This is a genomic window from Pseudonocardia ammonioxydans, from assembly GCF_900115005.1.
Taxonomy (GTDB): domain Bacteria; phylum Actinomycetota; class Actinomycetes; order Mycobacteriales; family Pseudonocardiaceae; genus Pseudonocardia; species Pseudonocardia ammonioxydans.
In genome coordinates this window covers 147,762-161,513 of sequence record NZ_FOUY01000006.1, presented here as the reverse complement: position 1 = coordinate 161,513, position 13,752 = coordinate 147,762, and the positions used below count along the sequence as shown (strand labels likewise).

Genomic DNA, 13,752 nt, shown 5'->3' with positions numbered 1-13,752 from the left:
GGCCGGGGCTCAGAACGGGATCAGCGGCACGACCACCAGCCGGGCGACGAGCACGAGCACGAACACGATCAGGACCGACAGGTCCAGGCCGACGTTGCCCATCCGCACCGGCTGCACCAGCCGGCGGACCGGGGCGACCACCGGTTCGGTGATCCCGTGCGTGATCCGCCGGGCGGTGTCCAGCGCGGCGCCGCCGCGGCCGGACCCGAGTACCTCGATCCAGTCGACGATCACGCGGGCGATCAGCACGAACTGGAACAGCACCAGTACGAGGCCGAGCAGGGAAGCGATCACGATCCAGCTCCTTCCGTCCTTGTGTCACGATCGTCCCGTCCCGACCTGAGAGCAGGATGAGAGGAACCGGGTCAGACCTCGACGAGCACGGTGAACGGGCCGTCGTTCACCGACTCGACGGCCATGGCGGCACCGAACTCCCCGGTCTCCACGGTCGCACCGCGTGCGCGCAGGGCCGCGACCACGGCCTCCACGACCGGGGCGGCGTCCTCGGGCCGGGCGGCACCGGACCACGACGGGCGCCGTCCCTTGCGGGTCTCGCCGTACAGCGTGAACTGGCTGACCACCAGCAGCGGCGCCCCCGAGTCGGCGCACGAGCGCTCGTCGCGCAGCAGCCGCAGCTCGTGCAGCTTGCGGGCCATGGTCTCGGCCTTCGCGTCGGCCCTCGCGTCGACCTCGGCGCCGGCCGTCGGGCCGGGCGGGTCGGAAGCGTCGCCGGTGGCTCCGGGGCCGGGGACGTCGTCCCGGTGCACGCCGAGCAGCACCAGCAGCCCCGGGCCGATCGCCCCGGAGACCCGCAGCGGCTCGTCGTGCTCGTCGACGATCGTCACCGAGGCCCGGCGGACCCGGGCGACCACGGCCCTCACCGGGCACCGCCCGCCGGGGCGCTCATCCGACCGGGCCCGCGGGGGAGGTCGGCGCGGCGCCGGTGGCGACCGGGTGCGGCCAGCCGTCCACCGGGAGCAGCAGCCCGTGCCGCACGAACTCGCGCACCGCGGGCAGGGTCGCCCCGACCAGCTCGTCGTACGGGCGGTCGTGCGCGAACGACAGCAGCGCGACCAGCTCGGACAGCGGCAGCTCACCCCGGCAGCCGGCCAGCAGGGCCGCCGCCGGGCCATCCACCGGGTGCTCCCAGCCGGGCCCGCCCCAGCGGCGCACCGTCGTCGACAGCTCGGCCCAGCCGCCGTCGTCGGGGTCCGGGTCGGGGTCGGCCGGGTCCGCCGGGCGGACCCCGGACACCGACTCGAGCACCGTCTCGGGGGCCAGGAGCAGCCGCGCGCCGAGCAGATCGTCGTCGCGGGAGTGCGCCCGCAGCCAGTCGATCCGGTCCAGCCAGCCGGTCATCTCCCGCCCGAGGCCCTCGCCGAGCTCACCGGGCAGGTCCTCCACCACGACGGTCGGCTCGCGGTCCGGGTCGGCGGCCCGGCGCAGCAGCAGGAAGCCGAACCCGACCCCCTCGACGCGTTCGGCGGCCATCCAGTCCAGCCACGCCGCCGCCTGCTCGCGGGCCGACCTCGACGACGGGACCAGGCCGGCGTCGCGCTGCCAGGTGCCGACGTGCATCGCCGGGTCGACGACCTCGCGCTGCAGGATCCAGGCGTCGACGCCGGCGGGCAGCCAGGACCGCACCCGGTCCGGCCAGTCCTCGCCGCGCACGTGCAGCCACGAGCCGAGCAGCTGCGCGATGCCACCCGGGTTGAGCAGGCCCGGCAGCTCGCCGAGCAGGCCGGCCAGTGCCGAGTCGCCGGCCTGCCCGGAGTCGCGGTAGACGTAGTCGACCCGGGGCGGGCCCGGCACGAACGGCGGGTTCGACACGATCTGGTCGAACCGCTCGTCGGCCACCGGCGAGAACCAGGGCCCCTCGCGCAGGTCGACGTCCACCCCGGACAGTCCGAAGGACAGCCGGGCCAGTGCCAGCGCCCGCGGCAGCACGTCGGTGGCGACGACGTGCATCGCGTGCCGGGAGCCGTGCAGGGCCTGTACCCCACAGCCGGTGCCGAGGTCGAGCAGCGAGCCGACCGGGCGGCGCACCCCCGCCGCGGCCAGTGACAGCGACGCCCCGCCGACGCCGGTCACGTGCTCGCGGTCCTGCCGGGCGGCCGGGGAGTCCAGATCGGACACCACCCACCAGTCCGCACCGGGTTCGCCGTGCCCGCCCGGGCCCTCGCCGTAGGGGCGGACGTCGAGGGCGGCGCGGATGCCGTCCGGGGTGCGCCGCAGGATCCGGCCCTCGAGCAGCGGGTCGAGGTCGCCGAGCGCCGCGGTCACCGCGGGTTCGGGCTCGACGCCCTCCAGCAGGAACAGCCGCACCAGCGTGCCGAGCTCACCGCCGTCCCGGCTCGCGCGATCGGCCGGCTCGGGCTCGCCGCGGGTCAGCGCGTCGTGGGCGGAGCGGCCCAGCAGGGCACGCACGCCGTCCGGGGTGTAACCGGCGTCGAGCAGGCATCCGCGGACGCGCTCGGTCGGACCGGGATCGAGATGGGGGAGCACCGTCTCATCCTGACCCATGCCGCCGTCCGGACCCATGCCGCCGTGCTGACCTACGCCGCACCGGCGCCGTCGTGCCATCCTTGCCGCCATGACCGGCATCTGCATCGCCCAGGAGCCCGAGGCCGACGCGCTGCTGGAACACGAGCCGCTGGCGTTGCTGATCGGCATGCTGCTCGACCAGCAGATCCAGATGGAGATCGCGTTCCGCGGACCGCTGAAGCTGCACGAACGGCTCGGCGGGCTCGACGTCCGCGTGATCGCCGACTACGACCCCGACGAGTTCGCGACCCTGGCCACCACCCCGCCGGCCATCCACCGCTACGGCGGGTCGATGGCCAAGCGGGTCCAGGACATGTGCCGGATGATCGTCGACGAGTGGGACGGCGACCCGGCCGCGATCTGGACCCGCCCCGGCGCGGACGGCGGTGCACCGACCGGTAAGGAGGTGCTGCGCCGGCTCCGGGCGCTGCCGGGCTACGGCGAGCAGAAGGCCAAGATCTTCGTCGCGATCCTGGGAAAGCAGTACGGGGTCACCCCCGAGGGCTGGCGGGAGGCCGCCGGCGACTACGGGAAGCCGGACAGCAGGCTCTCGGCCGCCGACGTCGTCGACGCGCAGACCCTCGTCGAGGTCCGCGACACCAAGAAGGCGATCAAAGCCGCGGCGAAGGAGCGCTCGGCCGCCGCTCGCGCGTAGGCAGCTAGCATCGGTGTCGTGCACAAGGTTCCGGAGGCACTCAGCGGCGCCCGCGTGATCGACCCGGACCAGGTCTGCGACGCCGTCGCCGTCCTCTCCGACGGGGTCAAGGTCGCGGAGACGGCGACCGTGCTGGACGTCCTGGGCGAGGCCAACCGGCTGTCCATCCTGCTCGCGCTGCAGCACGCCGGGGACCTGTGCGTCTCCGACCTGGCGGTGGCGGTCGGGATGAGCGACTCGGCCGTCTCGCACGCGCTGCGGCTGCTGCGCGCGCACGGCATGGTCACCGCGCACCGGCAGGGCCGCCTGGTCCGCTACCGGCTGACCGACGGCCTGCCCCGCAGGCTGCTCGAGGTCGTCTCCGACGTGGTCGTCTCGACCGACACACCCCTGCACGCCCACGGCGGCAGCGACGCGGGGGAGCCCGCGTGACCCCGGCGATGATCGAGCAGGTCCGCCCGCCGGTGCCGGCCGAGAAGCTCGGCCACGAGATCGACCGGCTGCTCGACGCGCTCGACGCGGTGTACCGCGACGGCTGGTACCCCGAGCTCGAGGTCGTGCGGCCCTGGTCCACGCACAACCCGCGGATCTCCGGCGAGTTCGCCCGGCCCGGTGCGGTCCGCCGCTACCTGCACCGCGAGCTGAGCGGACTGGTCGCGGCGGGTGCCACGGTGACCGCGCGGGCGGCCCGCCCGGCCCGGTCGTTCACCGACCCGGAGTTCTTCGCCGCGCTCGACGAGGACCGCTTCGACCTGCGGGTCAAGAAGCTGTTCCTGTTCGGCCCGGAGCGCATGGCGCTCTCGCTGGACCGGCTCTCGCACTACACCGGCACCCCGGCCGAGTCGTTCCAGCGGCACGTGCTGTTCACCAACTACGCGATGCACGTCGAGTCGTTCCTGGAGCGGTTCCCGGGTGCCGAGCGCCCGGACCGCGACGGCGTGCAGATGCCCGCCTATCACGCGCCCGGCGGCGCCGACGGTGCTGACGGAGTCAGCCTGGTGAACATCGGCGTCGGGCCGGCGAACGCCAAGACGATCACCGACCACCTGGCCGTCCTCCGCCCGGACATCATGATCATGATCGGGCACGCAGGCGGTCTGCGGAACCGCCAGGAGCTCGGCGACTTCGTGCTCGCCACGGCCTACCAGCGCGCCGACCACGTGCTCGACGAGGTGCTGCCCGCGGACGTCCCGGTGATCCCGAGCCTGCGGCTCAACGGGTACCTGATGGACGCCCTCGAGCGCGCCGACGCGACGTACCGGCCCGGTGTCGTGCACACCACCGACAACCGCAACTGGGAGTTCAACCAGTCCTCGACGCTGTACCGGATGCGGCTCGCGCGGGCGGTCGCGGTGGACATGGAGTCGGCGACGATCGCGGCGAACGGCTTCCGGTACCGGATCCCCAACGCCACCCTGCTCTGCGTCTCCGACAAGCCCCTGCACGCCGAGCCGAAGCTCGCCGGCGGCGCCCGGGCCTTCTACGAGGCCAGCAAGCGCAAGCACCTCGGGATCGCGCTCGACGCCGTCGACCGGGTCCGCACCGAGCACCCGGACGGGCTGCCGGGCTCCGAGGTCCGCTCGGTCGACGAGCCGCTGCTGGGCAACGGGCCGGACGGTGCCTGACCGCTCGCCGATCCGCGCCACGTCGGCGCGGGCCTCGCTCGGGCGGTCGTTGCGCGCCGGTCCCGTGCGGGTGACACCATGGATGCGGGAGGTGGTCTCGTGACCGACCCGCGACGCGAGGATCCCGTGCTCATCACGGACGCGCAGATGTCCTACGAGGAGGAGCTGGAGGTCCGCAAGCGGCGCTATCGGTGGACGATGGGCCTCCGGTTCCCCTGCATCATCCTGGCGGGCCTCTTCTACCAGATCCCGTGGCTGGCCGTGACCCTGCTGGTGATCTCGGTTCCGCTGCCGTGGATCGCGGTGCTCATCGCCAACGACCGGCTGCCCCGCAAGGCCGAGAAGCCCAACCGGTACCGGCACGGGCACCGGGAGCTCGAGGACCGGCCGCACGACGTGATCGACTCCGGCCGCTCCGCCGGCTCCGGGGCCACCGGTTCCGGGTCCGCCCGCTCGGGTGAATCCCACGAGGGTTCCGGCGCCGCGGATTCCGGGGCCGCGGACACCGGCGCCACCGACACCGGCGGTACCACCGACACCGGCGGTACCGCGGACACCGGCCGTACCGCGCACTCCGAGGACGCGCACTCCGATGACGCGGGCACCGGTGGGGCCGCCGGCACCGCTCGGACCGCCGGTGGTTCCTGGCAGGACTCCGCGGACACCTCCGGGCACCGCGACGCACCCACCGCCGGCTGACCGCGCGGCCGTCGTGCACGACGCGGCCGGCCCGGCACGTGGTGCATCATGGGCTCATGTCCACGACGACACTTCCCGAGGTCGACACCCGGCCGGACCCCACCGAGAGCACCACCGACGACGCGCCGGACAAGTTCCACTACGTCAAGAAGTCCAAGATCACCGAGAGCGCGGTCCTGGGCAACATGGTCGTGGCGCTGTGCGGGGAGACGTTCCCGGTCACCAAGTCGGCCAAGCCCGGCTCGCCGGTCTGCCCGCAGTGCAAGGAGATCTTCGAAGGGCTGCCGAAGGGCGGCGACGACTCCTGACGCCGTTGCTGCTCACCCGCGGGGACGCCGGTGCTCACCCGCGGGAGAGGATCAGCCGCAGCGGTGGCGACGCCGGGTCTCCCGGCACCGACGGCAGCTGCGTCTCGGTGACGAACCCCGCCGCGCGGTAGAGCCGCAGCGCCCCGGTGTTGCCCGGCGCGACCTCCAGCCAGATCCGGCCCGCCGCGAGCCAGGCCGGTGGTGTCCAGCCCGGGTCGAGCACGACGCCCGTCGCCCCGCGGCGCCGTCCGACGCCCGCACCGGCGCTCGCGCCGAGTTCTGTGCCGGCACCGGCGCTCGCGCCGAGGTCCGCGCCGGCGCCGTCGCCCGCGCCGTCGCCCCCAGGGGCACCCTCGGGGCGCCCCACGCTACGAGGGTGCCCCTCGGGGCACGTGGTGTCCGGGGTGTGTGCGTGGCCGATGCGCGCGGTGTCGTGAGGCGCTTCCTCGGTGGCGTTGCTCCCGGGGGCACCCTCGGGGCACGTGGTGGTGCCGGGGACGCTTCGGTGCCCGGTGCGCCGGGCGCCTCCAGGGGCGCCCTCGGGGCCCCGAGCGCTACCAGGGGACCCCTCGGGGCGCGTGGTGTGGCGCGGGGCGTCTCCGCGGGCCGGGTGCCGGGTGTCCCCGGGGGCACCCTCGGGGTCTCGAGCGCTACCAGGGGGCCCCTCGGGGCGTGGGGTGCTACGAGGGTGCCCCTCGGGGCAACGGGGCGTGGCGGCGCCCGGCGTGGTAGCGCCCGGGGCGGCGGCGCCCGGAGCGGTGTCGGCGAGTGTGGCGGTGGCGGCTGCGCCCCCGGGGACGCGGGGGATGCCGCACAGGTCCAGGGCCAGGTGCAGCAGCGCGTGGCCCAGGCCCGTGCGGCGCCGGTCGGCGGCGACGACCAGCCGGTGGAGTTCGACGCCCGGTTCCGGGCCGCGCGGTGCGGCCAGCGAGAGGTACCCGGCGAGGCCCGCGCCGTCGTCGAGCACCAGGTGCGCCCGCGCCGGGTCGGTGACGGCCGCGGCATGGTGCTCCGGCCCCGACTCCCCGAGCACCTCCCGTTCCCCGGCGTCGAGCCGCGCGAGCGCCGCCGCGTCGCCGGCGTGGCACGGCCGCAGCAGGACGCCGCGCCCGCCCGTGGTGGGAACCCGCCCGGTGCTCAGGACGTCAGGAACCTGTCGATCTCGGCGGCGAACGGCTCCGGGTCCAGCAGCATGTCGAGGTGACCACCGGGATGGCGGTGGATCCGGGACCGCCGGATGCCGCGCGCCAGGATGGTGGCGTTGCCGCGCGGGATCATCGGGTCGTCGTCGCCCGCGATGATCAACGTGTCGGCGGTGATCGTCGGCAGCAGCGGCACGCTGGTCCAGCCGGACAGCGCGGCCAGCTGGTAGTAGTACCCGCGCATCGGGCCGCGCCGGCTGCCCGAGCCGAGCACCTCCGCGGCGCGTTCCGGGTGCCGGCGCAGCGCGCCCCCGTAGAGCTGCGGGGCGACGGCGTCGACGTAGGCCGGGTCCTGGTGCCGCTTCGGCGAGGTCAGCACGCTCAGCACCCGCGGTGACGCCGGGATCATCAGCGCGCCCGGCCCGGTCGCCGCCAGCACCAGCTTGCGGACCCGGCGGCGCCGGCTGATCGCCAGCTGCTGGGCGAGCATCCCGCCCCAGGAGAAGCCCAGGACGTCGGCCTCACGCACGCCCAGCTTCGTCAGCACCTGACCGACGCGGTGCGCCATCCACGACAGGTGGTAGGGCATCCGTGGCGTGGGTGACCCGCCGATCCCGGGCGGGTCGAACCGGATGACGTCCAGATCCGCCGGCAGCGCCTCGACCAGCGGGTCGAGGACGTCGGTGGCGGCGCCGATGCCGTTGCACAGCAGCAGCGGGGTGCGGCGTGCACCCGGCCCGGAGGCGGGGCGCCGCACGACGCGCAGGGTGCGCCCGCCGACGAGCACGTCGTGCTCCTCGACCGCGGCACCCGCCGGGCGTGGGCGTGGGGGAGTGACCATCACCGGGGAGCGTAGGGCCCGGTACGGCCGTGCGGGGGTGTGAGATCCGCGGTCACGTGGCGGTGGGCACACCCGGTGCCGCGGTGAGGTAGGTCCCCGGGGCCGGGAACAGCGGCGGGAGACGCCGTCCGCCGAGCTCCGGTGGTGCGTCGCGCAACGTCCCGGAGCGTTCGGCCAGCCATCCGGCGAGGTCGTCCCACCAGGAACCCTCGACGGGGTCGGCCGCGGCGAGCCAGGCCTCCGCCACGCCGTCGCCGGCCCCGCAGGACCCCGCGCGGAACGAGGTGGCCGCCCGCGGCGGTGCCAGCACCACCCCGGCGCGGTCGCCGGGCGCGAGCACCAGCCGGCACGCACCACCCAGCAGCCGGGCCGTGCGGTACCCGCCGGTCCACGGCTGTCCGGGGTCGTCCGCGGCCGCGACGAGGTAACCGTCGCGGCGCAGCACCGCCGGGTGGACCGGGGTACCCAGCACCCGCAGGCCAGTGTCGGTGTCGTCGGCGACCGCGGCCAGGTCGGCGCGCAGCGACGACGGCAGCGGCAGCAGGTCCGCGTCCCAGGCCCGGACGGCGCGGGTGGCCCGGGCGTGCAGAAGGGCACCGGTGTCCGGCCACGGCAGTACCCGGGCGCCCGTCCCCGGGACGGTGGCGTGCTCCGGGCGGGTGCCGTCCGGCCCGCCGGCACGGCCCGGCTCGTCGGCCCCGTCCAGCACGGTCGCCAGGTAGCCGGCCGCGGCGACCCGGTCGTCGAGCCCGATCGCGGCCTGGTGCGACTGCACGGCGGCGGACAGCAGGCCGCCGGAGCGCACGCCCAGCAGCGAGACCCGCGGGGCGCGGGCGATCCGGAGGCAGGCCTCGAGCGCGTCGAGGACGGCGGCGGCGTGCGCGTCGAGATCCCGCCCGGCGTCCGCGGGGCCGGGCGGGCGCCAGGACAGCGCGAACACCTGCAGTCCCTGCGCCACCAGGTGCGCGACCAGCGAGTACCCGGGCGTGAGGTCGGCCAGCCAGTAGCGGTGCAGCAGCGGCGGGACGACGAGGACCGGCGTGTCGTGCACCTGCTCGGTCACCGGCAGGTACTGCAGCAGCTCGAACATCGGGGTGCGTTGCACGACGGCACCCGGTGTGGCCGCCACGTCCCGGCCCGGGACCGGGCCGGCACCGGCGTCCCGGGCGCCGGTGTCGTACGGGACACCGGGGTCACCCGGGCCCGGGGCGGTGAACACCCGCTCGACGGGGCCCGGGTCGCCGACGGCGGCCGGGTCGCCCGGAGTACCGGGGTTGCCGGAAGTGGCGGGGCTGCCGGAAGTGGCGGGGCTGCCGGAAGTGGCGGGGCTGCCGGAAGTGGCGGGGCTGCCGGAAGTGGCGGGGCTGCCGGAAGTACCGAGGCCGCCGGAAGTACCGGGGTCCCCGGGAGAACCCGGGTCCCCGGGAGCACCGGGCTCGCCGGGCGAGGGGTCGGTGTGGCCGGTTCCCGGTGCGGTGGCCGGCTCGCTGCTCGCCGGCCGGCCGTCCGCGCGTGGCCCACCGCCGTCCGGCGCGGGCTCGACGGACGACGGCCCGGGCACCGGCGTGACGCCGGCAGCTGCGGGCCCGGCCGGCGTGGACCCGGCCGGCGTGGACCCGGGCGGGGACCCGGCCGGCGGGGGTCCGGCCTGTGCGGTTCCGGGGGACGTGGCCGCGCTCGTGGACGGGGGTACGACGGGCCGGGCGGTGGTCGAGCCCGGGACGAACAGCGTCGTCAGCTCGTACAGCGTTGCCCGCAGCCGCTCGGCGTCGCCGGCGGGCAGCGGGGAGCCCGCCCCGTCCGCGGCGTCGTCGAGCAGGCCGGACAGGGCCTCGGTGGTGGCGAGGAACACCTGGGCGGCGCGCCGCCCCACGAGCCCGGCGCAGGACGGGGCCGCGGGTTCCGGCGCGAGGGCGGACCGGCCGAGCCCGACCCGGCCCAATTCCCACGCCCAGCCCCCGGCACGGCGCACCAGGATCGAGGGCCGGGACGCCAGTGCCGCCGCCAGCCGCAGCCCGGCGACGGGCAGCGCCGACGGGCCACCCGCGGGCCGGGCGCCGCCGTCCCCGCCACTGCCGTCGTTCCCGCTCATCACCGACCATCTTCCCCACCCGCGATGGCCGCGCCACGTTCACCCCGTGGTCGCCGGGCGGTCGGCCGGGGCGGGCAGCGTGCCCGGCGACCAGCCGCCACCTCCGATCGGGAGCACGATGACCAGCGTCCCCACCGACCGGCACGCGCCGGTGTCCGGTGCGTTCCTGCGGGAGTTCGTCCGCGACCCGCGCCACACCGCGTCCCTGTTCCCCAGCTCGCGGGCGCTCGCCGAGGCCGCGGCGGCGCCGGTGCCGCGGACCGGGGACCCGGTCGTCGTGGAGCTGGGGCCGGGGACCGGCCCGGTCACCGACCTCGTCGCCCGCCGGCTCGCCGGGCGGGGCCACCACCTCGCCGTGGAGCTCAACCCGCGCCTGGCCGGGGTGCTGCGCCGGCGCCATCCCGGCCTCGACGTCGCCGTGGCCGACGCGCGGGACCTGCCCGCGCTGCTGGCCGAGCGCGGCCTCGGCGGCGCCGACGTCGTCGTCTCGGGGCTGCCGTGGGCCGCCTACCCGGCCGCGGGACCACCACTCACCGCCGTGATCGCCGGCGCGCTGCGCGCCGACGGGGCGTTCACCCAGTTCGGCTACGCCTGCACCCGGTTCCTTCCTCCCGCCCGGCGGCTGCGTGTCCGGCTCGCCGAGGTCTTCGAGGAGGTCGTCGAGGGCCGCACGGTGTTCGGCAACGTGCCGCCGGCGTTCGTCCTCACCGCGCGCCGCCCGCGCGGCGGCCCGGCGTCCCCGGCGGACTGACCTGCGGCGCGCCCGGGGCCCCGACCACCCCGGGGTGCGCGGGGCCCGCCCGGCTACCCTGATCGACGCCCCCGCGGCCCGGGTCGGGAGACGCGGGGCTCGCAGGTTCCCGCCCGGGAACGACCCACGGACCAGGGGAGACGTGTGTCGCAAGCCCAGCTCGTGTCGCCGGAGACCCGCCCGCTGCGCGCCTGGCAGCGCAGTGCACTCGCCCGCTATCTCGCCACGTCACCGCAGGACTTCCTCGCGGTCGCGACGCCGGGCGCGGGCAAGACGACCTTCGCGCTGCGCGTGGCCGCCGAGCTGCTGCGCGACCGGGTGATCGACGCGGTGACGGTCGTCACCCCGACCGAGCACCTGAAGTACCAGTGGGCCTCCGCCGCCGTCGCGAGCGGGATCGCCATCGACCCCGAGTTCCGCAACTCCGCAGGCGGCACCTCGGGGGACTACCACGGCATCGCGGTCACCTACGCCGGTGTCGCGGCGCACCCGATGCTGCACCGCAACCGCACCGAGAACCGCCGGATGCTGGTGATCCTCGACGAGATCCACCACGCGGGTGACGCGAAGTCCTGGGGTGACGCCGTCTACGAGGCGTTCGAGCCCGCGACCCGCCGGCTGGCGCTGACCGGTACCCCGTTCCGGTCCGACGACAACCCGATCCCGTTCGTCGAGTACATCCCCGACGCCGACGGGTCCCCGCGCAGCCGCGCCGACCACCAGTACGGCTATGCCGAGGCGCTCGCGGACAACGTCGTGCGCCCGGTCGTGTTCCTGGCCTACTCCGGGACGTCCAACTGGCGCACCAGCGCCGGCGAGGAGATCAGCGCGCGGCTGGGCGAGCCGCTGACCCGTGAGCAGACGGCGATGGCCTGGCGGACCGCGCTCGACCCGGCGGGCGACTGGATCCCGTCGGTGCTGGCCGCGGCCGACAAGCGGCTGCAGAGCCACCGCGACGGCGGCATGCCCGACGCCGGCGGCCTGGTGATCGCCTCCGACCAGACCACCGCCCGGGCGTACGCGGCGATCCTCCGGAAGATCACCGGGGACGCGCCGGCGATCGTCCTGTCCGACGAGGCGGGTGCCTCGGACCGGATCGCCGAGTTCGCCGAGTCCCAGGAGCGGTGGATGGTCGCGGTGCGGATGGTGTCCGAGGGCGTCGACGTGCCGCGGCTGGCGGTCGGGGTCTACGCGACGTCGGCGTCGACCCCGCTGTTCTTCGCCCAGGCGATCGGCCGGTTCGTGCGGTCCCGCCGGCAGGGGGAGACGGCCTCGGTGTTCGTCCCCAGCGTGCCGGTGCTGCTCGGGCTGGCCAGCGAGCTGGAGGCCCAGCGCGACCACGTCCTGGGCAAGCCCCAGCGGCCCGAGGAGACCTGGGACGACGCGGAGCTCAACGAGGCCAACAAGGTCAAGGACGAGCCCGGTGAGCAGGAGCAGGCGTTCACCTCGCTGGGCGCCGACGCCGAGCTCGACCAGCTGATCTACGAGGGCGCCACCTACTCGGCCGACGAGGAGGACTACCTCGGCCTGCCCGGGCTGCTCGAGCCCGAGCAGGTGCGGACGCTGCTGTCGAAGCGCCAGGCCGACTGGATCGCGAAGGGGTCGCCCCGGACCGGTGCCCAGGCCCGCGCCACCCCCGCGACCGAGCCGACGCCCCCGCCGCCGGCGGAGCGAGGTTCGGTCAGCGTGCGGGAGCGGTTGCAGACCCTGCGCAAGGAGCTGAACACGCTCGTCGCGCTGCACAACCACAAGACCCGCAAGCCGCACGGCGCGATCCACAACGACCTCCGCAAGGCCTGCGGCGGCCCGCCCGTGGCGATGGCGACCATCGAACAGCTCGAGGAACGGATCGCCACCCTGCGCTCCTGGCGCTGACCCGCCGCGCACCGGCGCCCACGCGCCCGCGCCGCCCGCGCGCCACGCGCCGGTCGCCGCACAGGTTGTGGTGCGGCCGCACGAGTCCGGTCCTGTGCGGGAACCCCTGAACCTGTGCGGCGACCGGGAACCCGTGCGGCGGCGACGGGGAACCCGTGCGGCGACCGGCGGCGGCCGGGTCAGCCCGGGCCCCTGCGGTCGGTCCGGACCGTGTCGGCGGCGGGGTCGGGGGCCGGTTCGTCGCCGTCGCGGGACCGCACCGCCACGGCGGCGATCACCAGCACGATCCCGACGGCCTCGGCCCCACCCGGCAGCTGCCCGAGCAGCACCAGCCCGACCAGCGTGGCGGTGGCGGGCAGCAGCGCCAGCAGCACCGCGAACCGGGCCTGCCCGACCCGGCGCAGCACCACCTGGTCGAGGACGTAGGGCACGACCGACGACAGCACACCCAGCCCAACGGACAGGGTGATCACTCCTGGATCGGCGAGCGGCGCGAGGTTCGTCACACCGAACGCCGTCGCCGCACCGGCCCCGCCCACACCGAGCAGCGGCAACAGCACCACGGCGGCCACGGTGAAGCCGGTCGCCAGGTCGTCGATGCCGCTCCCGGCCCGGGCCACCCGTTTGCCGAGCAGGATGTAGGCGGCCCACATGGCGGCCGCGCCGAGCGCCCAGAGCACCCCGGCCGGGCTGCCGGACCAGCGGACGTCGGCGATCAGCAGCACGCCCACCGCGGCCAGCCCGGCCGCCCCGAGATCGCGGAACCGGCGCGAGGCCAGCGCCGCGACCAGGACCGGGCCGGTGAACTCGATCGCGACCGCCGTGCCCAGCGGGAGCCGGGCGATCGCCTCGTAGTAGGCGACGTTCATCAGCGCCGTGGCCAGGCCGAACAGCCCGGCCCGGGCCAGCCGGACGCCGCGCCAGGCGGCCCGTCCCGGCCGGCGCCAGGCGAGCAGGACCAGGGCCGCCCCGATCAGCCGCAGCTCCGCCACCGCGGACGGGGCCAGCCGGTCGAACAGCCCGACGGCGAGCGCCGCACCGACGTACATCGACGTGCCGCCCGCCAGGAACAGCAGCGGGGCCGGGATCCGGGCAGCCGTCGACCGAGCAGGCACGCGGCCACGGTAGACCGCGACACACCGGCATTCACGCGGTGTAGCGCTTGCACGAGTGGCGACGTCCCCGCATGATTCACACGCAGTCAACTTCATACGCAATCG

The 13,752-nt window shown here is 75.8% G+C and carries 14 protein-coding genes and 1 pseudogene; 7 read left to right on the top strand and 8 right to left on the bottom strand.

Annotated elements, in window-relative coordinates; all coding sequences use genetic code 11:
- Positions 1 to 9: 9 nt before the first annotated feature.
- The 3 genes from BM093_RS08495 to BM093_RS08485 form a co-directional block, all read right to left on the bottom strand.
- Positions 10 to 294 (bottom strand): YggT family protein, encoded by a 285-nt coding sequence (locus BM093_RS08495; RefSeq protein WP_245773384.1) that lies wholly within the window; start codon positions 292 to 294, stop codon positions 10 to 12.
- Between the two features lie 71 nt (positions 295 to 365).
- Positions 366 to 881 (bottom strand): D-aminoacyl-tRNA deacylase, encoded by a 516-nt coding sequence (locus tag BM093_RS08490; RefSeq protein ID WP_093339919.1) that lies wholly within the window; start codon positions 879 to 881, stop codon positions 366 to 368.
- Between the two features lie 22 nt (positions 882 to 903).
- The gene (locus tag BM093_RS08485) at positions 904 to 2,523 is read right to left on the bottom strand and encodes a DUF7782 domain-containing protein (protein WP_093340137.1); all 1,620 of its coding nucleotides are present in this window, start codon (positions 2,521 to 2,523) and stop codon (positions 904 to 906) included.
- A gap of 70 nt (positions 2,524 to 2,593) precedes the next feature.
- Between BM093_RS08485 and BM093_RS08480 the strand changes: the two genes are divergently transcribed.
- The 5 genes from BM093_RS08480 (at position 2,594) to BM093_RS08460 (ending at position 5,831) form a co-directional block, all read left to right on the top strand.
- Entirely contained in the window at positions 2,594 to 3,199 is a 606-nt protein-coding gene (locus BM093_RS08480) for an HhH-GPD-type base excision DNA repair protein (protein WP_093339916.1), read from the top strand.
- A gap of 18 nt (positions 3,200 to 3,217) precedes the next feature.
- Positions 3,218 to 3,631, top strand: coding sequence for an ArsR/SmtB family transcription factor (locus tag BM093_RS08475; RefSeq protein WP_245773383.1), 414 nt, complete (start codon positions 3,218 to 3,220; stop codon positions 3,629 to 3,631).
- Positions 3,628 to 4,824, top strand: coding sequence for a phosphorylase family protein (locus tag BM093_RS08470; protein ID WP_093339913.1), 1,197 nt, complete (start codon positions 3,628 to 3,630; stop codon positions 4,822 to 4,824). Before BM093_RS08475 ends, BM093_RS08470 begins: the two co-directional genes overlap by 4 nt.
- A 99-nt stretch (positions 4,825 to 4,923) precedes the next feature.
- Entirely contained in the window at positions 4,924 to 5,523 is a 600-nt protein-coding gene (locus BM093_RS38330) for a DUF3099 domain-containing protein (RefSeq protein WP_425439123.1), read from the top strand.
- Between the two features lie 56 nt (positions 5,524 to 5,579).
- Complete coding sequence (locus BM093_RS08460) at positions 5,580 to 5,831, top strand: DUF3039 domain-containing protein (RefSeq protein ID WP_093339906.1); 252 nt, start codon at positions 5,580 to 5,582, stop codon at positions 5,829 to 5,831.
- A 34-nt stretch (positions 5,832 to 5,865) separates the two neighbouring features.
- Here the strand turns inward: BM093_RS08460 and BM093_RS37115 are convergent, their stop codons facing one another.
- The 4 genes and pseudogenes from BM093_RS37115 to BM093_RS35815 all read right to left on the bottom strand — a co-directional run bounded on the left by BM093_RS37115 (position 5,866) and on the right by BM093_RS35815 (position 9,906).
- Entirely contained in the window at positions 5,866 to 6,198 is a 333-nt protein-coding gene (locus BM093_RS37115; RefSeq protein ID WP_093339899.1) for an N-acetyltransferase, read from the bottom strand.
- 504 nt (positions 6,199 to 6,702) lie between these two features.
- Positions 6,703 to 6,798, bottom strand: a pseudogene (locus tag BM093_RS38325) (hypothetical protein); the annotation flags it as partial.
- Positions 6,799 to 6,968: 170 nt separating this feature from the next.
- Entirely contained in the window at positions 6,969 to 7,814 is an 846-nt protein-coding gene (locus BM093_RS08445; RefSeq protein ID WP_245773382.1) for an alpha/beta fold hydrolase, read from the bottom strand.
- Between the two features lie 52 nt (positions 7,815 to 7,866).
- Positions 7,867 to 9,906 (bottom strand): hypothetical protein, encoded by a 2,040-nt coding sequence (locus BM093_RS35815; protein WP_093339886.1) that lies wholly within the window; start codon positions 9,904 to 9,906, stop codon positions 7,867 to 7,869.
- Positions 9,907 to 10,024: 118 nt separating this feature from the next.
- Between BM093_RS35815 and BM093_RS08435 the strand changes: the two genes are divergently transcribed.
- The gene (locus BM093_RS08435) at positions 10,025 to 10,657 is read left to right on the top strand and encodes a class I SAM-dependent methyltransferase (protein ID WP_093340135.1); all 633 of its coding nucleotides are present in this window, start codon (positions 10,025 to 10,027) and stop codon (positions 10,655 to 10,657) included.
- A 144-nt stretch (positions 10,658 to 10,801) separates the two neighbouring features.
- Positions 10,802 to 12,532, top strand: a complete 1,731-nt coding sequence (locus BM093_RS08430) for a DEAD/DEAH box helicase (protein ID WP_093339883.1) — start codon at positions 10,802 to 10,804, stop codon at positions 12,530 to 12,532.
- Positions 12,533 to 12,711: 179 nt separating this feature from the next.
- On the opposite strand, the gene BM093_RS08425 is transcribed toward BM093_RS08430, so the two are convergent.
- Positions 12,712 to 13,581, bottom strand: coding sequence for an EamA family transporter (locus BM093_RS08425; RefSeq protein ID WP_093340133.1), 870 nt, complete (start codon positions 13,579 to 13,581; stop codon positions 12,712 to 12,714).
- Positions 13,582 to 13,752: the final 171 nt, after the last annotated feature.